An 18,738-nucleotide genomic window follows, 5' to 3' on the forward strand; every position below is an offset into this window, starting at 1 on the left:
CCGCGCGGGGCGGGAACCGCCGGGGAGTCGGAACCGTCCTTGCCTTGCGACCGAGATGCGTGGGGAATTCGGTCGGTTCCACTTTTCCAGGTGTGATTTCGCATGTCGTGAACAGGAGATCGTCATGTCGTTCAGTCGCACGGACAGCTACCGGCCGCAGGTCGCGCCGCCGGTGCTCGGGCCGGAGTACAGCGGCCAGGAATCAGGGGACGGGCCGGAGCGGCTCTACGTCCCGGTGCAGCAGGTCGCGGCCGACCGCTCCGAGGCGGGAGTGGCGCTGCGCCGACTCCCCGACGGCCGGCTCGCGCTGCTGGTCTACTCCTCGGCCGAGCTGCTCGCCGAATGCTGCGGCGAGCAACAGTCGTGGATCGCCATCCGGACCGGGGATCTGCACGAGGTCCGGCACCGGTGCGCCGCGGACCTCGTCATCTGGGACGCGCCGCTGCCCGCCGAGCTCCGGGAACGGGGGGCGGCCTGATGAGCGGGTTCACCGCCGACCCGGCCACGTTGGAGCAGATCGCGAACGTGCTGCGGACCAGCGCGGACGCCCTGGACACCGCAGGCGCGGTGCCACCGGTCCCGCAGGCCGGGGACTGCAGCGAAGCGGTGTGCGCGGCGATGGCGCTGCTGTGCCAGTCCGCCCTCGGGGCCGTGCGCGGGCTCGTCGCCGCGGGGGAGCAGGTCGCGCACAGCGGCGTCGAGTACGTGGGGATCGATCAGGGGCAGTTCGTCGACGAGCGGCCCTGACCGGCCGGAACGGAAGGGAGGTCGGCGACGATGCCGATCGACACGCATGTGTTGGGAGATCCCGGCAGCGTCCGGGCGAGCGCGCAGTGGCTCCGCGCGATGGCCGCGGCCGCGCACAACTCAGGCACCGACATCCGCAAGGCCGGCGGGCAGTCGGAGGCGGGCTGGACGGGCCCGGCCGCCGACGCGTTCCGCGGCCTGATGGCGCAGGCCGGTCCCCAGGTGGACGGCTTGTCGGGGAACTTAGAAGGCGCCGCACAGGCGATGGAGGCGCACGCGACGGACCTGGACACCGTTCGAGCGCGGATGGACCAGGCGCGCGGGGTGGCGTTGGCGGCGGGCCTGCCGGTGACCGAGACCACCATCTGCGAGCCGCCTGGCCCGCCGCCGTCGGCGCCCGCACCGCTGCCGAAGGGGCGATGCCCCAGCACGGCGGAACGGCAGGCGTTCGACGCGGGCAACCAGGCGCTGGCCGATTTCGCGGGCAAGTGCGCGGCGTACGAGGAATGCGCGCACACCGCCGCCGAGGCGCGGCAGACCGAGAACGACTCGCAGGCGACGTTGCTCGACGAGCTGAAGAAGAAGGCCCAGAGCTGGATGACCTGGGCGGACTTCGCCCCCGGCGCGTACGCGACCTGGCTCGTCGGAAGGAGGTTCCGGATCCAGGAGGCGCTGGAACGCCTCGGCCCCGCGGCGGATTCGGCCGAGATGCGGGCTGCGCTGGTCGCTGCGAACCCGGTGGCCGCGCAGGCGGCCCGGACTTCGGCGTTGCTGGCCAAGCTCGACACCGCGCTGGCGAACGTGCTCGAAAAGCGGCGAATGCACGAGCTCTTCGGCGGTCTCCTGGCCAAGGACCAGGGCAAGTTCGCGGTGGTCTTGCGCGACGCCCGGTTCATCCTGACCACGACCGTCGGGGATCTCGCCACCCCGACGAGCGCGCTCAACTTCGCACCCAAGGTCGTCAAGTCCGTGCCACTGCTGGGACTGGCGGTGACCACGGCGTTCACCGGGTGGGACATCGCCCAGGATCCGACGGACCCGGGGCACGTGACCACCAGCGTGCTGGCCGGCGGCGGCAGCCTGCTCGCCGCGACGGCGGTGGCGATGGCGTTTCCGCCGACCTGGGTGGTGGCGCCGATCGTGCTGGGCGGGGTCACGGCGTTCGTGGTCGACGCCGGGATCAAGTGGGCCGCTCCGTACGTCGGCGACGCCGCGGATCACGCCAAGGACGCCGCCGGCGACCTGTGGAACGGCGCCAAGGACCTGGCCGGCGACGCCGTGGACGGTGCCAAGGACAAGGCCAAGGACGCCTGGAACGGGGCCAAGGGCGTGTTCGGCCTGTGAGCTGACCGCGGCCGGCCCGTGAGCACTTTGTGTTGCTATGGCAGCACAAAGTGCTCACGGGCCCGTGCTGGCTAGGCGCTGGCGCCGCCGTCGAGGACGAGGTCGTGTCCCACCGTGAAGCCGGATTCGGGGGCGGCCAGCCAGAGCACCGCCGCAGCCGCTTCCTCCAGCGTGCCGACCCGGCCGATGGGTTGCGTCGTCTTCGCGCGCTCCGTTCGCTCCGCCTCGGTTTCGCCCGGCAGCAGGGACATGGTGGTTTCGATCGGACCGGGGCTGATGGCGTTGATCCGGATGCCCTCGCCGATGTGGTCCAGCGCCGCCGTGCGGGTCAGCGCGCTCACCGCCGCCTTGGTCGCCGCGTACGCCCCCGTTCCGGGGCGTCGCCGGTGCGCTCCGATGTTGGAGGAGGTGTTGACGATGGCCCCGCCGCCGTGCTCGCGCATGTGGGCGATCTCGTGCTTCATCGACAGCCAGACCCCGGTGACGTTGATGGCCATCAGCCTGTCCCAGTCCTGCTCGTCGAAGTCGGCGACCGGACCGGTGGCGAGGACGCCGGCGTTGTTGAACGCCACGTGCAGGCCGCCGTGGCGCTCCACCGCCGTCGCGACGAGGCGCGCGACGTCGTCGGAGTCCGACACGTCGGCGGTGACCGGGCTGCCCTGGCCGCCCGACGCCTCGATGAGCTCGACCGTCTCGGCCAGCGGCTCCGGGTTGCGCCCGGCGACCACGACGGTGGCGCCTTCGCGCGCGAAGGCCAGGGCCGCGGCCCGGCCGATTCCGGAGCCGCCGCCGGTGATGAGGGCGACCTTGCCGGTGAAGCGGGATGTCATGATGTCCTTCTTTTCAGATCGATCGGTCTTGAATCCGGACGCGCGAAACCGCTCCGCGTCCGGAGGTTCAGCGAAGCGAGGCCAGTGCCTGCTCGGCGGCGTCGCGCAGGCGCCCGGGGTCGGGGTCGGTCCGGCCGAGCACCCGGATTCCCTGCAGCACGACCAGGATGAGTCGCGCCGCCGCGCGGGGATCGCAGCTCTCGGGGACTTCGCCCTGCGCGCGGGCCCGGGTCAGCGCCGAGGTCAGGGAGGTTTCCAGCACGTCCCAGCTCGAATGGACGCCGCGCGCCACCTGCCGGTCGTGCGGAGCCAGTTCGACCGCCGCGTTGACCACCATGCAGCCGCGCCGGTCGGCCAGCGTCTCGGCGATGTAGGAGTCCAGCAGCTCGCGCAGTGCGGGCAGTGCCCGGCCCGGCTGCGACAGTCGTTCCACGACCTTGGGGTCCCGGAACTGGAGGTACCGGTCGAGGGCCTTCAGGTAGAGCTCGTGCTTGCCGCCGTAGGTGGCGTAGATGCTCGCCCGCGCGATCCCCAGGTGTGCGACGAGATCCGCCATGGAGGTGGCCTCGTACCCGCGCTCCCAGAACAGCTCCAGTGCGCGTTGGAGCGCCGCGTCCGGATCGAATTCCTTGGTCCTCGCCACGGCCGGAACGCTACCCGGTTCGAGAACGATCAGTCAAATATGGCCTGCGGCCTCGGGCCCGGAAGGGACGATTGACGGCCTGCAGGGGTCGCCATATTTTGAATACAGGTGTCCTCAGTTTTGAAGGGAGCGCCATGTCCGAGCCGACCCCGCTGGGGCCCGATTCCCTGATGTGGCGCTACTTCGGCGACTGGCGCGGGCTGCTGCTGGCGCTGTGGGCCGGGTCGATGCAGAACATGCACCCGCAGCTCGGCGCGGGCGTCGAGGAGCACTCGCGGTTCTTCGACGAACGCTGGGAACGGCTCTACCGGTCGCTGTACCCGATCGGCGGCGTGCTCTACGACGGCCCGCGCGCCCGCGAAACGGCCCGGCAGGTGCGCGGCTACCACGACACGATCAAGGGCGTCGACAAGCACGGCCGGCCCTACCACGCGCTGAACCCCGAGACCTACTTCTGGGCGCACTCGACGTTCCTGGTGATGCCGATCCTGATCAACGAGCACTTCGGCAAGCCCCTCACCGAGGCGCAGAAGGAGCAGGTCTACGCCGAAGGCGTCCAGTGGTACCGGCTCTACGGCATGAGCATGCGCCCGGTGCCGCCGGATTGGGCGAGCTTCCGGCGCTATTGGGACCACATGTGCCGAAACGTGTTGGAGGACAACAAGGCCACCCGCGACGTGCTCGACATCGCGCGCATCGGCAAGCCGCCCACCATGAAGTGGCTGCCGGATCCGCTGTGGAGGCTCGCCCGGATCCTGATCAGCCGCGGCTTCGTCTGGCTCACCGTCGGCGTCTACGACCCTGCCATCCGCGAAAAGCTCGGCTACCGCTGGACTTCCCGCGACGCACGGCTGCTGCGGGCGCTCGGCCGCGCGCTGGGCCTCGCCTGGAAGCTGGTCCCGTTCGACCTCCGCTACCACCCGCGCGCCCGCGCCGGATGGCGGCGCGAGCGCGGCGAGATCCCGGCCGATGCCCCGCTGGTGGAAACGCCGCCCCGCAACCTCCCGCCGCCCGACCGGCGCGACGACCCGAAGCACTACTCGCCGGCCATTGGTTGATGCCTCCTCCCGGCGGTATTGCGCGTGGTCGCGGTTTGCTTGGATCGCTGTTGGTGATCCGCCGCCTCACCCCGACAGAAGGAGGCCGCGCGATGATCCGTCGTGCCAGTGCGCTAATCGCCTGCGCCGCAGCAGCGGCGCTGGTGTTCCCGCCGACCGCCTCGGCGGCCGAGGCCACCCCGGTCGCCACCGGGCTCGACATCCCCTGGGGCCTGGCGTTTCTGCCCGACAACTCGGCGCTGTTCACCCAGCGCGACACCGGCCAGATCATGTCCTTGAAGGACGGACAGGTCACCGAGGTGCAGCGCATCGAGGACTCCCAGCCGACCGACGGCGAGGGCGGCCTGATGGGCATCGCCGCGTCGCCGGACTTCGCCTCGGACCAGACGGTCTTCGTCTTCTACAGCACCAGCGAGGACAACCGGATCGCCAAGCTGCGCCTCGGCGAGGCACCGCAGCCGATCCTGACCGGCATCAAGAAGAACCGGTTCCACAACGGCGGCCGGCTGGCCTTCGGCCCGGACGGAATGCTCTACGCCACCACCGGCGACGCCCAGGACCCGGACCACGCGCAGGACGTGAACTCGCTCAACGGCAAGATCCTCCGCATGACGACCGATGGGAAACCCGCGCCGGACAACCCGTTCGGCGACTCGGTGGTCTACTCGATGGGCCACCGTAACCCGCAGGGTCTCGCCTGGGATTCGGCCGGGCGGCTGTTCTCGGCGGAACTGGGCCAGAACACCTGGGACGAGGTCAACCGCATCGAGGGCGGCAAGAACTACGGCTGGCCGGTGTGCGAGGGCACCTGCGGCAACGACGAGTACGTGGACCCGCTGGTCACCTGGAAGACGTCGGAGGCATCGCCCAGCGGCCTGGCCATCCACCAGGGCAACGTCTACGTCGCGGCACTGCGCGGCCAGCGCCTGTGGCAGATCCCGCTCGCCGACGACGGCACCTTGGGCGAGCCGAAGGCGCTGTTCCAGGGCGAGTACGGCCGCCTGCGCACGCCCGTCGCGGCCCCGGACGGCACCCTCTGGGTGACCACGTCCAACCAGGACAACAACGGCGACCCCGGCCCCGACGACGACCAGATCCTCAGCATCACCCCGTGAAAACGCGGCGAGGGGCCTGACCAGAGGAAGGGCACCTTCAAGCGCAAGGGATTCGGGTGCCACGTCGGGGATGGTCGGGCGGTGTTGGGGGGCGACACACCGCCCGACCATCTGGTGCCCGACCGCCTCGGGGTTGACGGTGGGCAGGTTCGTGCTGGTGGGGGCACAGGCCGTCTATAGCTGCTGCAAGCCGAGCTGGATTCGGTGTAGCACCTCCGGATTCCGCGTCATCGCAGCCTGATCGTTGATAGGTACGACGGTTCCGGCAGTCGGCAGCAGTCGCTCGACGTCGTCGGCGCGGCGTGGCAGTGGCGGTTCGGTGGGCGGCGTCGGGCGAATGGTGACCGGTCGCTGGAGATCAAGAGGCAGGAAGCACAGCGGATCAGGTTTCAGCACTGCGATCGGCGCATGAACATCGCCCGGAGTCGGCAGCGTCAGTACCGCACGCAGCGTCCACGCGGCGGTAGCGTGGTACTGCCACGACACCAGCACAGGAGCGAACACATCCGCTCCCGGCATCGTCGGCGTCCGGTAGGCCGTCGCATCGTCCTCTCCGCGCAGGATCACAACATCCGCGCAGGTGGGCCACAAGTGCGCATGGGCGACTACCTCGGGGGCATCCTTCGGGCCGAACGCGTAGAACACTCCACCACGACGGCGTAGCTCGCGCAGCAGCTCATCAACTTCAGCGCGGTTCATCGCCCGCTCCCGGCATTGGAATCCCAGCGAGCTTGTGCGCCTCGACGTTGCAGCGAGGGCAGGTAACCCACAGCCACGCCTCGACCGACTCGTCGGAGAGAACCTGCGTGCCGCACAACGTGCTGATCCGCGTGCCCACCGGCCAGCCGTGACCGGGGCGCTCATCAGCGGTCGCGTGCCGCGCGCCGTCACCCGGTCGCCAGCTGAACGGATGTGGGCGGTACATCAACAATGGAATCACCTCCTGTGACAGCATCGACACTATGAGTTACTCGTGATCTGGAGGGACAAGGAAGGGACAATGCCGGTATGAACGCGGATGCGGGAGCGGGGGCCAGGATTGGTCGGCTCCGCAAGCTGGCCGGATGGACCCAGGCGCAGCTGGCGGGGCGCATCTTCGTCTCGACCAGCTTGGTCAAGAAGGTCGAACAGGGAAGGACACCGCCGAGCCCGGCCTTCGTCGCCGCGTGCGCGTCGGCGTTCGGCGTCGAGGTCCGCGAGCTCTACGGCGTGCAGGTCGCCGACAACATTTCCGAGTTCCACAGCGAAACTTCGGGGATCTCCGAGCTGCGGGTAGCACTTCAGTGCTTCGACGACCCGCAACCGGCGGATCCAGCCCTGAACCCGGAGAGCATCCGGAAACAACTCGATCGAGCCGAGTCCCTTCGCAAGGGGCAGAAATACGCCGAACTGGCGATGATTCTCCCGCAGGCGCTTCACCATCTCTTCGTGCACGTCGCCGAGACATCACCGACGACGTGGCAGGGTGAGCGGAACCGCGCACTGCTGCACGACGCGTATCGGCTCGCCGCGACCGTTGGAGGGCGATTCGGTCATCCGGACATCGCCGCAACCGCCTCCGAGCGACATGTGGTGCTCGCGCCCGCGACCGGTGACCCGCTTCGGAGCGCGGTGTCCGACTGGCACCGGTCGACGCACTTCCTGCAGAACGGCCATTACGCGGCTGGACTGCGGTTGCTCGATCGCGCCTTGCAACACGTCGAGGATCAACGGCCCGACGCCGCAGTTCATGGCGTCGCTGCGCAACTGCATCTCCGCGCAGCGGTCATGGCGGCGCGCAACGGTGACGGCGAACGCGCCGACGACCACATCCGGGAAGCGCGAACAAGAGTCTCCCTGGGCGCGGTGACGGCCCCGTACTACAACACCGATGCCAGCGAGCTCAACGTCGTGATCCACTGGTGCGCGGTACCGGTGGAGCGTTACGACGGCACCGAGGCCGTGACCCGCGCCAGTCGCGTAGCAGTCGCGGATGCGACACGACCGGAACGCGTGGGGCATCACCACATCGACCAAGCGCGTGCGTGGATGCTGCACGGCGACCGGGAAAAAGCGCTCGGAGAACTCAACATGGCGCGCCGGGTCTCGCCCCACCACACCCGCACGCACCCGTCCGTGCGCGAGACTGTTCGCGCGCTCGCGACCGCCGATCGACGCGCCACGACTTCCCTCGCCGGATTTGCACGCTGGGCCGGGATCCAGATCTGAGCCAATGCCAAGCAAGAGGTTCGGAAGCAGCAAGGTGAAAGGCACCTTTCACCAAGTACGTTAGAGAAAGGTGCCTTTCGCGCTTCATCTACTCCGGGAGGTACCAGTCGCGGGGTGGGTTGGAGACGCTGGGTGGCGTGCGCGGGATTCCGGGCTGGGCCGCCCAGCGGATGCCGTTGGCCAGGACGCGTCGGATCTCCGGCTGGTTGTACACCGGGTAGCGCTCGTCGCCGGGGCTGAAGTAGAAGATCCGGCCGCGGCCCCGGTTGAACGTCACGCCGGAGCGGAACACCTCGCCGCCGGTGAAGGAGCTGATGAAGATCAGCTCGTCCGGCGCCGGGATGTCGAAGAACTCGCCGTAGGTCTCCTGCTCGGGGATCACCAGCGGGTTCGGCACGCCTTCGGCGATCGGGTGCGTCGGGTCGACCGTCCACACCACCTCGCGTTCGGCGGCGTTGCGCCAGCTCAGCGAGCAGGTGGTGCCGAGCAACCGGGTGAAGATCTTGGAGAAGTGCCCGGAGTGCAGCACCAGCAGGCCCATCCCGCTGAGCACGTGCCGCTGCACCCGGTCGACCACCTCGTCGTCGACCTGCCCGTGCGCCTTGTGGCCCCACCACAGCAGCACATCGGTGTCGGCCAGCACTTCCTCGGGCAGCCCGTGCTCCGGGTCGCTGAGCAGCGCGGTGCGCACCGTCGCGTCCGGCAGCTGCTCGCCGATCCCGGCGGCGATCGCGCCGTGGATGCCGCCGGGGTAGTATTCCGCCATCCCAGCGGGGTCCTGTGTGGACTCATGGACGCCTTCGTTCCACACGGTGATGCGAAGCGGGCTCATTCGACGACGATCTCCTTCTTCTCGGCGGCGGACTGGTAGCAGGCGTCGATCACCCGGGCGCGCTTCAGGGCGGTGGAACCGTCGTTGGCGGCCCACTCTTCCGGGTTCCGCAGTACGCGGACGAAGTTCTCCACGACCCCGGCGTGCGCGCGGCCCGGCTCGGCGGGCGGGGTGTAGTCCGCGATCTCGCCGTCGACGTCCCGGTACACGCGCAGGTCGCCGACCTTGGCCTTGGTCGCGCCGACGGCCCGCAGCTCGGCGCCGCCGTCGGTGCCCAGGACGCTGAAGTCGATCAGGTCGAGCGGGTCCCGGAACGCCGCCCACGAGGTCTCCAGCACGAGCGTGCCGCCGCCTTCCAGGCGGAGGAACGCCGCCGCGAAGTCCTCGACCTCGAACTTCGAGGCGGCCTCGCTCTTGGCGCTCCACTTCATCTCGCCGATGTCGCGGTGCCCGAGCTCGGCGTAGGTGACGGCGCTGACCGAGGTGACGCGCGGCTCGCCGAGCAGGAAGAGCGAGTAGTCGAGCACGTGCACGCCGATGTCGGCCAGCGGGCCGCCGCCGGACATCTCCTGGTTGGTGAACCAGCTGCCCAGCTTCGGGATGCCGCGCCGCCGCATCCAGGACGCCTTCGCGTAGTACGGGCGGCCCAGGTCGCCGCGGTGGATGATCTCGCCGAGGGCCTGGATGTCGCCGCGCAGCCGGTGGTTGAACACGATGTCCAGCACGCGTCCGGCCGAGCGCGCGGCGTCCACCATCTGCTGGCCCTCGACGCCGTTGCGCGCCAGCGGTTTCTCGCTGAGCACGTGCAGCCCGCGCTTCAGCGCGGCGATGGCGATCGGCGCGTGCAGGACGGTCGGGACGGCGATGCTGACCGCGTCCAGGCCCGGCAGCTCGATGAGCTTCTCCCAGCTCTCGAACAGTTGCTTCGCGCCGTACTGCTCGCCGAGCGAGGCGAGAAGGTCCGCCTCCTGCCCGGCGATCGCCACGATCTCGACGTCCGGGAGCGCCTGGTAGGCGGCGAGCGCCTGCTGGCCGGCCCAGCCGATGCCGATGACTCCGACCCGAAGCGTGGGGTCGCTCATGAACGGGACTCCTTCGTGAGAGGTGGGTTCAGCCCTTGATGGCGCCGGCGGTGAGCCCGGCGACGATGCGCTTCTGGAAGATCAGCACCACGACCAGCAGCGGGATGGTGACGAGCACCGAGGCCGCGCTGATGGTGCCGATCGGTTGCTCGAACTCGTTGGTGCCGGCGAAGAACGCGATGGCGACCGGGACCGTCCGCGCCGCCGGGGTGGAGGTGAGCGTGACGGCGAGCAGGAACTCGTTCCACACCGAGATGAACACCAGGATCGCCGTGGTGGCCAGGCCCGGCACCGCCAGCGGCAGGATGATCTTGCGGAACGCCTGGAACGGCGTGGCCCCGTCGATCAGCGCCGATTCCTCCAGCTCGAACGGGATTTCGCGGAAGAACGAGGTGAGCACGAAGATCGCCATCGGCAGCGCGAAGGTGAGCTTCGGGATGATCAGCCCGGCCAGCGTGTCGTAGAGGCCGATGTCGCTCCAGATCTTGAACATCGGCGCGGCGATCGCGATGACCGGGAACGTGGTGACGGACAGGACGAGGCCCAGGATCAGGCCCTTGCGCGGCAGCTTCAGCCGCGCCAGTGCGTACGCGGCGAACGATGCGAACAGCAGCGCCAGCGCCGTGGTGACGATGCCGACCAGCACCGAATTCCCCAGCGCGGTCAGGAAGTTGCCGTTGTGGATGACGTCGAGGTAGTTCTGCAGCGACGGATCGGTGGGGTAGAGGCTGCCCGAGGACAGGTCGGCGCCGGTCTTCAGCGACGTGTTGATCAGCCAGTAGAACGGTACCAGCGAGCCCAGCATGACCAGCGCGACGAACACCATCGTCACCGGCCGCAACCGGTTCCGGTCCGCCCGCCCGCGCTGCCGGGGCGCGGGCCGCGGTGGGGCGGGTTTCGGGGTTTCGAGGACCATCGCCATCAGGCCTCCCTGGAGACGTCGCGGATGTTGCCCCCGGCGAAGCGGATGTACACCAGTGACACCACCATCACGGTGCAGAACGTCAGGATGGACAGCGCCGAGCCCTGCCCGATCAGCCTGCCCTCGCGGAGTTCCTGGTAGGCGAGCATGGACATCGTCTGCGTCCCGTTGGCGCCCTTGGTGAGCACGAACGGCAGGTCGAAGATCCGCAGCGCGTCCAGCAGCCGGAAGATCGCGGCGAGCGCGATCGCCGGGCGCAGCAGCGGCAGCGTGACGTGCCAGAACGTCTGCCACCGGCCCGCGCCGTCGAGGTCGGCGGCCTCGTAGACGTCGGCGGGGATGACCTGCAGGCCCGCCAGCACGAGCAGCGCCACGAACGGCGCGGTCTTCCAGACGTCGGCGACGATGATCACCGCCATGGCGTAGCCCGGCTCGGCCAGCCACACCATGTCGCCGCCGGGCAGCCCCAGCCCGCGCAGGATCCCGGTCACCAGGCCGAGGTTCGACTCGAACATGGCCTGCCAGGTGATGGCGCTGACCACGGTGAGCACGGCGTAGGGGATGAGCAGCGTGGAGCGGAGCAGGCCCCGGCCGCGGAACGCCATGTTGAGCAGCAGCGCCATCGCGACCCCGAGCACCACTTCCAGGCCCACCGAGACGATCGCGAACAGGAACGTCTGCCCGAAGGCGTGCCACCAGGCCGGGGAGACCAGCGCCTCCAGGTAGTTGCCCAGGCCGACGAACTTCGACAGGCCCGCCTGCCGCACGCTGTAGACGTTCAGCGACAGCCAGATCGCGTAGCCGATCGGGACCGCCGCCACCAGGAACATGACGACCAGCGCGGGCGCGACCATCAGCACGGCGGTGCGCCGCTGCTGGTGGTCGACGCGCTGCTTCTTCGGCTTCGTCAAGGTGGTCATGACACCTCATCTGTCTTACAAGCGGCGGTAGCCGCTTGCGGTGTGGGACTCAGCTGGCACCGCCGCGGGTTCTCAGGCGTCTTCTCGCGAGGACAGCCCCGACGTGGTGAATTGGCATTCATGATGTCGGGGATCCCACAGCGAGAAGGCGTCTGAGGTTCCGCTACCTGCACCGCTATGCAAACCACTGTTGAAATGCTTTCTAGAAGGTTTCCTGGGCGGTTTTGATGTCCGCGGCCATCTTCTGCACGGCCGTCTCCACGTCGACCTGTCCGGCCAGCACCGGGTAGACGTTGCTGTTGATGGCCTTCGAGATCTGCGCGTACACCGGCGACTTCGGCCGCGGCTTGGCGCTGATCACGGACTGCTTCAGCTGCGTGATGAACGGGAGCGCGGCCTGCACCTCGGGGTCGTCGTAGGTGCTCGCCAAGACGGGCGCCTGGGCGTGCTTGAGGGCCATCGTCTTCTGGAAATCCGGGCTGGTGGCGTGGTCGATGAACGCCACGGCCCCGCCGACGTTGTCGGAGGCGGCGGCGATGGCCCAGTTCCAGCCGCCCAGCACGGCCGACGGCTTGCTGTTCTCGTCGAACGCGGGCAGCGGCGCGACGGCGGTGGCCGGCCCGGAGGCGGTCTGCTGGATCAGCTTGTACGCGCTGGGCCACTGGCGGAGGTGGCCGGCGGCGCCGGATTCGTAGGCGCGCCGCGAGGCGTCCTCCTCGTAGGTCAGCGAGGCGCGGTCGACGGCGCCGGATTGCACGCCGTCGGCCATCAGGTTCAGCACCGCGCGGGTCTGCGGCGAGTCGATGGTGATGGTGCCGTTCTCGTCGAGCACGGAACCGCCCGCGGAGTACAGCATTTCGAGGAAGTTCACCGTGAGGCCCTCGTACTGCTTGGCCTGGATCTCGACCTTGTTCTGCGGGTCCTGCTTCGCCTGCTCGTACACCTGCTTCCAGCTGGTCGGCGGCGGTACCCGGTCGTTGCGGTAGAACACCAGGCCCGCGTTGGTGTAGAACGGCGTGGCCCAGTAGCGGTCCGCGTAGCGCGAGGTTTCCAATGTGGACGGGATGAAGCCGTCCTTGCGCTGCTCGACCAGCTTGGTCTGGTCCTGCACCCAGCCCTGCGCGGCCCACTCGCTGACCCAGGTGACGTCCATCAGGTAGACGTCGCACTCGGACGAGCCGCCTTCGAGTCGCTGGATGGCCTGCGCCCGCGCGGCGTCGGTGTCCTGGCCGAGCTCGACGTAGCGGGCGGTGACGCCGGTTCCCCCGGCGTTGAAGGAATCCGTCAGCGTCTTGAACACCCCGGTGTCCCGGATGCCGCAGGCGGTCACCTCGCCCGCGGCGCCCTGCGCGGCGGCCGGTTCGACGACCTTCGCGTCGGGCGCCTGCTCGGCGGTCGGGCCGGCGGGCGATCCGCCCGCGCAGCCCGCGAGCGCGAGCACGGTGGTCACGGCGATTGCTTGGGACGCGGCGCTTCTCAGCCTCATCGATGATCATCTCCGCTTCGCGGTTCGGGACATCGGGATCGCGCGTCGGCGTCCCGGTTCCGGGGCAGAACTGCGGCGTGAGACGGCTCAAATAGTTAGCCGCGCGGATGCGGCGTGTCAAGCATCAGCCGGTGGATCCCGTCCGGCGACAGCACGTCCTCGATCGCGGCCACCACCGCGCCCGCGAGCCCCGCGGAGCGTCCGAGCGCGCTGTTGACCAGCGACAGGTTCCGGGTGGCCAGCGGCAGCGCGCGCCGGTAGACGACGCCGCGGATGCCGGCGAGCATGTCGTCGCCGGCGGCGGTGATGAGTCCACCGAGGACGATCCGCTTCGGGTTGTAGAAGTGCACCAGCATCGCCACCACCTCGCCGATCGTCGCGGCCGCGGAGCGGACCTGGCGCACGGCCGTCGCATCGCCGTCGCGCAACAGCCGCGCGAGGTCCTCGGTGCTCTGCGGGCCGCCTTCCTCGGTGCGCAGCGCCCGGATCACCGCCTCGGCCGACGCGACGGCCTCCACGCAGCCGACGTTGCCGCACTGGCAGACCACGTCGTCCGCGCCGGGCACCCGGATGTGCCCGATGTCGCCCGCCGCGCCGTCGGAGCCCCGGTGCAGCTCCCCGCCGGCGGACACGATGCCGCCGCCGATGCCGGTGCCGATCTTCAGGAACAGCAGGGGAGATTCCTCCGGCGGGAGGGCGCGGGCCTCGCCGAGGGCCATCAGGTTCACGTCGTTGTCCACCGACGCCGCGCAGGCGAACCGCTCGGCCATCGCGTCGCCGACCGGGAAGCCGTCCCAGCCGGGCATGATCGGCGGCCGCACCGGCATGCCCAGCCGCGGATCGACCGGCCCCGGCAGGCCCATCACCAGCGCTTTCACCTCGTCCCGCGCGATCTCGCAGTCGCCCAGCAGGTCGTGCAGGTGCTTGGTGAGCACGTCCAGCGAATGCTCCGGGCCGTCGGCGATGTCCAGCGCCACCTGCCGCTCGGCGAGCACGTCCTGTCCCAGATCGGCGACCGCCAGACGGGTGCTGTGCACGCCGACGTCGGCGGCCAGCACGACCCCGGCGCGCGGCGCGATCGCCAGCCGGTGCGCGGGCCGGCCGCGCCCGCCGCTGCCCACCGGGCCGCGCTCGACGACCACGCCGGCCGCGATCAACGCGTCGAGGTGGCTGTTGACCGTGGACCGCGCGAGCCCGGTGGCACGCACCAGTTCGACCCGCGTTTCCGCTGCTCCCGACGCGATCAGCCGGGCCAGCCCGCTGTGCACCAGGTTGCCGTCGGCCCGCCCGGACGTCCTCGGCACCGCCAACCGGACCGGTTCCCACCCCATCGTCACTGCTCCCGTCGTGCCATGCGCTCGATTAATGACCGAAAAGAAAATAAATCACAGATATTGCCGACTTAAAACCTGCGATCTAGTTTTAACCGCGACGAAAATCGGGCGTGAGACACCCGTAGTTGTCAACAGTTCCAACCGAAGGAGGCTCCTCGTGAGCCCTGCACCTTCCGGGCGAGGCGTGGCGATCCTGGGCGCCGGGATGATCGGCGACGTGCACCGCCGCGCGGCGATCCTCGCGGGCGCCGAGGTGGTCGGCGTACTGGCGTCGTCCCCGCAGCGTTCGAAGCAGGTGGCGGCGGCCTGGGGCGTGGCCGCGTACCAGGACCTCGCCGAGGTGCTGGCCGACGACCGCGTCGACGTGGTCCACGTCTGCACGCCGAACGCCACGCACGCGCCGTTCGCGGAAGCCGCCCTGCGCGCCGGAAAGCACGTGATCTGCGAGAAGCCGCTGGGCATTTCGACGGCGGAGGCCGAGCGGATGACCGCCGCGGCGGCGGGGAGCGGCCTGGTGGCGTCGGTTCCGTTCGTCTACCGCTACCACCCGGTGGTGCGGGAGATCCGGGCGCGGTGGCAGGCCGGCGAGTTCGGCGCCTGGAACCTGCTGCACGGCAGCTACCTGCAGGACTGGATGCTCTCGCCGGACGCGTCGAGCTGGCGGGTCGATCCGGAACTCGGCGGGCCGTCGCGGGCGTTCGCCGACATCGGGTCGCACTGGTGCGACCTGGTCCAGTGGGTTTCCGGCGAGACGTTCACGGACGTGCTCGCCGAACTGTCCATTGTGGTCCCGACCCGTCCGGCGGCGGCCGGGCCGACCTTCGCCGGGCCCACCGAGGTCGCGGGCGACCGGGTCGAGGTCCGCACCGAGGATTCGGCCGCACTGCTGCTGCGCACCGCCGCCGGCGTGCTCGGCTCGGCGACGATCTCGCAGGTCGCCGCGGGGCGGAAGAACCGGCTGTGGTTCGAGCTGGACGGCGCGCTGGGCAGCGCGGTGTTCGACCAGGAGGAGCCCGAGCGGATCTGGCTCGGCGGCGTGGACGGCAACCGCATCCTGGTCCGCGACCCCGAGCACGGTTCGCCCGAGCAGCGCCGGTTGTCGAAACTGCCCGCCGGGCACGCGCAGGGGTACGCGCAGTGCTTCGAAGCGTTCGTCGCGGACACCTACGCCGCGATCGACGGCGGCAGCCCGGAGGGGCTGCCCACGTTCGAGGACGGCCTGCGATCGGCCCGGCTGGTCGACGCCGTCCTCCGCTCCGCCCACAACGGTTCCTGGACGAAGGTGTGATGATGCAGCTCGGAATGCTCACCGCGTGTCTACCACAGTGGACGCTGGACCGGATCGCCGGCTGGGCCGCGCAGGCCGGGTACGAGGCGCTGGAAGTCGCCGTCTGGCCGAGCACCGGCGGCCGCGACTTCGAGGCCGCGCACCTGCCGGTGGCCGACTTCGGCCCGCGCGAGGTCGACGAGACCCTCGCGCTGTTCGACAAGCACGGCCTGACGTTGTCGGCGTTCGCCTACTACGAGAACAACCTCCACCCGGACCCGGCGCGGCGAGAGGAGATCCGCACCCACCTCAAGCACGCGATCGACGCGGCGCAGGCGCTCGGTGTGCCCTACGTCGGCACGTTCGTGGGCCGCGACTGGACGAAGCCGGTGGCCGACAACCTCGCCGAAGCGGAACGGGTGCTACCGGAAATCGTCGAGTACGCGGGCGAGCGCGACGTGAAGATCATCGTCGAGAACTGCGTGATGGAGGGCTGGCACCCGGACGGATATCCCGGGAACCTGGCGTACTCGCCGGAGCTGTGGGAGTGGATGTTCGGCCTCGGCCTGTACCTGAACTGGGATCCGTCGCACCTGACGTGGATCGGCATCGACCCGGTCGAGACCATCGCGCCCTACATCGACCGCATCGTGCACGCCCAGGCCAAGGACGTGGAGCTGGACCCGGCGGCGCGGCAGCGCTACGGCTTCTTCGGCAAGGTGGACAAGGGCGGCAACCCCTGGGACATGGGCTGGTGGCGCTACCGGGTGCCGGGCCTGGGCCAGGTCGACTGGGCGCGCGTCGTGGACCGGCTCTACGAGCACGGCTTCACGGGCACGCTGTCGGTGGAGCACGAGGACCCGGTGTGGGGCGGCGACGACGAGCGCATCACCCAGGGCCTGAACATCGCGCACCGGACCCTGCGCCCGCTGATCGTCGGCTGAGCCGGAGGTGGCCTTGCTTTCCGTGCAGCTCTACAGCGTCCGCGAACGACTGGCGACCGACCGGCACGCGACCCTGGCGCGGTTGGCCGAGATCGGCTTCCGCTACGTCGAGCCGTTCGGCCTCTGCGCCCCGGAGAAGCCGCCGGCCGATCGCCTGGCCGAGGCCCGCGCCCTGCGCGCCGCCCTCGACGCGGCAGGCCTGGCGGTGTCGGCGGTGCACGCCGGGCTGCCAGGCGACGTGGCGGAACTGGTGGAGGAGTGCGCGATCCTGGGCGCCGACACGGCGTTCATCCCGCACCCGCGCCTGGTCCCGGGCTTCGGCGAGGAGACGTTCGCCGACCCGGCCCGGGTCGACGCCCTCGCCGAAACCCTGGGCTCGGCGGCAGAATCGGTCGCGGCCGACCTGCACCTGGGCTACCACAACCACTGGTTCGAATGGGCCGAACTCCCGGACGGCACCACGGGCTACGACCGCTTCTGGTCCCGCGCGGGCGACGACCTGCTCGCGGAACTCGACGTCTACTGGGCTGTCGCGGCGGGTGCCGATCCGGCGTCGGTCCTGGCGTCCCTGGGCCCCCGGGCGGTCGCGGTGCACCTCAAGGACGGCCCGGCCCTGCCCGGAGCGCCCCAGACGCCGATCGGCACCGGAAAGGTCGACATCGCCGCGGCGCTCCGCGGCGCATCGGGAATCCGTTGGCACGTGGCCGAAATCGACTCCACCGAACAGGATCCGTTCGAGCTCCTCGCCACCAACGCCAACATCCTGATGAACGAGGGCCATTCCCGCTGGGCCTAGTGGCGGCCGGTGCGGGCTTGGCACCAGCGCCAAGCCCGCACCGGCTCACTCGGCGATTCGGCGCAGCAGTCCGGCGACGAGTGCGACCCGGTCCGGGATGTCGTCGACGATCACGTGCTCGTGCAGGGCGTGTGCGCCGTCGCCGCTGGCGCCGAGGCCGTCGAGCACCGGAAGGCCAAGTGCGGAAACGAAGTTCGCGTCGCTGCCGCCTCCGACGCTGATCGGTTCGAGCGGCGCGCGCACGGACGCGGCGACCTCGTCGGCGAGGCCGAACAGCCGCCTGCTCTCCGGGGTGAGCCGCATGGGCGGGCGGCTCCACTTCCCGTCGACCTCCACCCGTACCCGCGGGTCGCCGGCGCGGAGCCCGGCGAAGACCGCGTCGATCCGGTCGGCCTCGGCCTGGTCGCTGATCCGGATGTCGATGAGGCAGCTCGCCCTGCCCGCGATGACGTTGCGGGCGGTGCCGCCGCTCATCGTGCCGACGTTGATCGTGGTGCCGCGCTCGTGGTCGGCTTCGCCGGCGAGCCGGTGGATGATCTCGGCGAGCGCGTGGACCGCGCTGGCGCCGTCGGTGGCGTTGTTCCCGGAGTGGGCCTCCACGCCGTGCGCGGTGACGGTGAAGATCCCGACACCCTTGCGCTCCGCCTTGACGTCCCAGCCGACGCCCGGTTCCAGCACCAGCGTCGCCAAGCAGTCCGGCGCCGCGCGTTCGATGTGGGGGCGGGACATCGGGCTGCCGAGTTCTTCGTCGCCGTTGAACATGAACCGGACGGTCGGGCACGGCAGGTCGAACGCGCGCAGCGCCAGCAGCGCCCAGACTCCGGTGACGAGGCCGGTTTTCATGTCGTAGATGCCCGGCCCGGTCGCCGTCCCGTCCTCCCGCACGGCGAACGGCCACCCGTCCACAGTTCCCGCGGGCCAGACGGTGTCGTAGTGGCCGATCATGAGCACGGGCGCTTCGGTGGAGCCGGCGTAGGTCACCTCCAGCAGGTCGCCGTGCTCGGCGTGTTCGTGCCGCGTGAGCCGGGACGGTGCGCCGAGCCGGTCCCGCAGCCACGTCGTGATCGAGTCGGCTGTCTTGTCCAGCAACGCTTTCTCGCTGCTAGGCGACTCGTGGTGCACCAGCATCGACACATCGCCGAGCAGCTCGTCCAGCCGGTCTCGGCACCAAGTGGACAACGGCTTCGCGGACAATTCGTGCGCCTTCCTG

The 18,738-nt window shown here is 70.0% G+C and carries 20 protein-coding genes; 9 read left to right on the forward strand and 11 right to left on the reverse strand.

Annotation, left to right across the window (positions count from 1 at the left end):
• The first annotated feature begins 124 nt into the window (after positions 1–124).
• Genes E1288_RS04105 through E1288_RS04115 form a run of 3 tightly spaced genes read left to right on the forward strand, consistent with a single transcriptional unit; the run spans position 125 to position 2,091 of the window.
• Positions 125–478 (forward strand): SAV_915 family protein, encoded by a 354-nt coding sequence (locus tag E1288_RS04105; protein ID WP_132480896.1) that lies wholly within the window; start codon positions 125–127, stop codon positions 476–478.
• Positions 478–747, forward strand: coding sequence for a hypothetical protein (locus E1288_RS04110; RefSeq protein ID WP_132480899.1), 270 nt, complete (start codon positions 478–480; stop codon positions 745–747). Before E1288_RS04105 ends, E1288_RS04110 begins: the two co-directional genes overlap by 1 nt.
• A gap of 30 nt (positions 748–777) precedes the next feature.
• Complete coding sequence (locus tag E1288_RS04115) at positions 778–2,091, forward strand: WXG100 family type VII secretion target (protein ID WP_132480903.1); 1,314 nt, start codon at positions 778–780, stop codon at positions 2,089–2,091.
• 71 nt (positions 2,092–2,162) lie between these two features.
• Here E1288_RS04115 and E1288_RS04120 read toward each other — a convergent pair whose 3' ends face one another.
• Together E1288_RS04120 and E1288_RS04125 are read right to left on the reverse strand one after the other, a co-directional pair.
• Positions 2,163–2,921: an SDR family NAD(P)-dependent oxidoreductase gene (locus tag E1288_RS04120; RefSeq protein ID WP_132480906.1), complete on the reverse strand. Its 759-nt coding sequence runs from the start codon at positions 2,919–2,921 to the stop codon at positions 2,163–2,165.
• Positions 2,922–2,988: 67 nt separating this feature from the next.
• Positions 2,989–3,564 (reverse strand): TetR/AcrR family transcriptional regulator, encoded by a 576-nt coding sequence (locus E1288_RS04125; RefSeq protein ID WP_132480909.1) that lies wholly within the window; start codon positions 3,562–3,564, stop codon positions 2,989–2,991.
• A gap of 134 nt (positions 3,565–3,698) precedes the next feature.
• Between E1288_RS04125 and E1288_RS04130 the strand changes: the two genes are divergently transcribed.
• Positions 3,699–4,622: an oxygenase MpaB family protein gene (locus E1288_RS04130; protein ID WP_132480913.1), complete on the forward strand. Its 924-nt coding sequence runs from the start codon at positions 3,699–3,701 to the stop codon at positions 4,620–4,622.
• A 92-nt stretch (positions 4,623–4,714) separates the two neighbouring features.
• Positions 4,715–5,737: a PQQ-dependent sugar dehydrogenase gene (locus E1288_RS04135; protein WP_207954163.1), complete on the forward strand. Its 1,023-nt coding sequence runs from the start codon at positions 4,715–4,717 to the stop codon at positions 5,735–5,737.
• A gap of 174 nt (positions 5,738–5,911) precedes the next feature.
• On the opposite strand, the gene E1288_RS04140 is transcribed toward E1288_RS04135, so the two are convergent.
• Together E1288_RS04140 and E1288_RS04145 are read right to left on the reverse strand one after the other, a co-directional pair.
• Entirely contained in the window at positions 5,912–6,436 is a 525-nt protein-coding gene (locus E1288_RS04140) for a hypothetical protein (RefSeq protein ID WP_235883324.1), read from the reverse strand.
• Positions 6,423–6,692: a zinc finger protein gene (locus E1288_RS04145; RefSeq protein WP_207954164.1), complete on the reverse strand. Its 270-nt coding sequence runs from the start codon at positions 6,690–6,692 to the stop codon at positions 6,423–6,425. The genes E1288_RS04140 and E1288_RS04145 overlap by 14 nt, the downstream gene beginning before the upstream one ends.
• A gap of 53 nt (positions 6,693–6,745) precedes the next feature.
• Here E1288_RS04145 and E1288_RS04150 point away from each other — a divergent pair, with 53 nt between their 5' ends.
• Complete coding sequence (locus E1288_RS04150; RefSeq protein ID WP_132480921.1) at positions 6,746–7,945, forward strand: helix-turn-helix domain-containing protein; 1,200 nt, start codon at positions 6,746–6,748, stop codon at positions 7,943–7,945.
• Between the two features lie 88 nt (positions 7,946–8,033).
• Here the strand turns inward: E1288_RS04150 and E1288_RS04155 are convergent, their stop codons facing one another.
• The 6 genes from E1288_RS04155 to E1288_RS04180 all read right to left on the reverse strand — a co-directional run bounded on the left by E1288_RS04155 (position 8,034) and on the right by E1288_RS04180 (position 14,518).
• Complete coding sequence (locus E1288_RS04155) at positions 8,034–8,777, reverse strand: ThuA domain-containing protein (protein WP_132480924.1); 744 nt, start codon at positions 8,775–8,777, stop codon at positions 8,034–8,036.
• A complete protein-coding gene (locus E1288_RS04160; protein WP_132480927.1) occupies positions 8,774–9,859 on the reverse strand; it encodes a Gfo/Idh/MocA family protein in 1,086 nt (361 codons plus the stop codon). Before E1288_RS04160 ends, E1288_RS04155 begins: the two co-directional genes overlap by 4 nt.
• Before the next feature lie 28 nt (positions 9,860–9,887).
• On the reverse strand, positions 9,888–10,685 hold the full coding sequence (locus E1288_RS04165; protein ID WP_207954168.1) for a carbohydrate ABC transporter permease: 798 nt from the start codon (positions 10,683–10,685) through the stop codon (positions 9,888–9,890).
• A 95-nt stretch (positions 10,686–10,780) separates the two neighbouring features.
• Positions 10,781–11,701 (reverse strand): carbohydrate ABC transporter permease, encoded by a 921-nt coding sequence (locus E1288_RS04170; protein WP_132480933.1) that lies wholly within the window; start codon positions 11,699–11,701, stop codon positions 10,781–10,783.
• 202 nt (positions 11,702–11,903) lie between these two features.
• Positions 11,904–13,151, reverse strand: a complete 1,248-nt coding sequence (locus tag E1288_RS04175) for an ABC transporter substrate-binding protein (RefSeq protein ID WP_165967978.1) — start codon at positions 13,149–13,151, stop codon at positions 11,904–11,906.
• Positions 13,152–13,282: 131 nt separating this feature from the next.
• Entirely contained in the window at positions 13,283–14,518 is a 1,236-nt protein-coding gene (locus E1288_RS04180) for an ROK family transcriptional regulator (RefSeq protein ID WP_132480939.1), read from the reverse strand.
• Between the two features lie 160 nt (positions 14,519–14,678).
• Here E1288_RS04180 and E1288_RS04185 point away from each other — a divergent pair, with 160 nt between their 5' ends.
• From E1288_RS04185 to E1288_RS04195, 3 genes are read left to right on the forward strand one after another with little or no spacing between them, the layout of a single operon-like run.
• The gene (locus E1288_RS04185; protein WP_132480942.1) at positions 14,679–15,809 is read left to right on the forward strand and encodes a Gfo/Idh/MocA family protein; all 1,131 of its coding nucleotides are present in this window, start codon (positions 14,679–14,681) and stop codon (positions 15,807–15,809) included.
• On the forward strand, positions 15,809–16,732 hold the full coding sequence (locus E1288_RS04190) for a sugar phosphate isomerase/epimerase family protein (protein ID WP_235883325.1): 924 nt from the start codon (positions 15,809–15,811) through the stop codon (positions 16,730–16,732). The genes E1288_RS04185 and E1288_RS04190 overlap by 1 nt, the downstream gene beginning before the upstream one ends.
• Positions 16,733–16,739: 7 nt before the next feature.
• Positions 16,740–17,528, forward strand: coding sequence for a sugar phosphate isomerase/epimerase family protein (locus tag E1288_RS04195; RefSeq protein WP_132480945.1), 789 nt, complete (start codon positions 16,740–16,742; stop codon positions 17,526–17,528).
• A 45-nt stretch (positions 17,529–17,573) separates the two neighbouring features.
• Here the strand turns inward: E1288_RS04195 and E1288_RS04200 are convergent, their stop codons facing one another.
• Complete coding sequence (locus E1288_RS04200; RefSeq protein WP_132480948.1) at positions 17,574–18,722, reverse strand: M20 family metallopeptidase; 1,149 nt, start codon at positions 18,720–18,722, stop codon at positions 17,574–17,576.
• Positions 18,723–18,738: the final 16 nt, after the last annotated feature.

The organism is Saccharopolyspora elongata (assembly GCF_004348985.1).
GTDB classification, from domain to species: Bacteria; Actinomycetota; Actinomycetes; order Mycobacteriales; family Pseudonocardiaceae; genus Saccharopolyspora; species Saccharopolyspora elongata.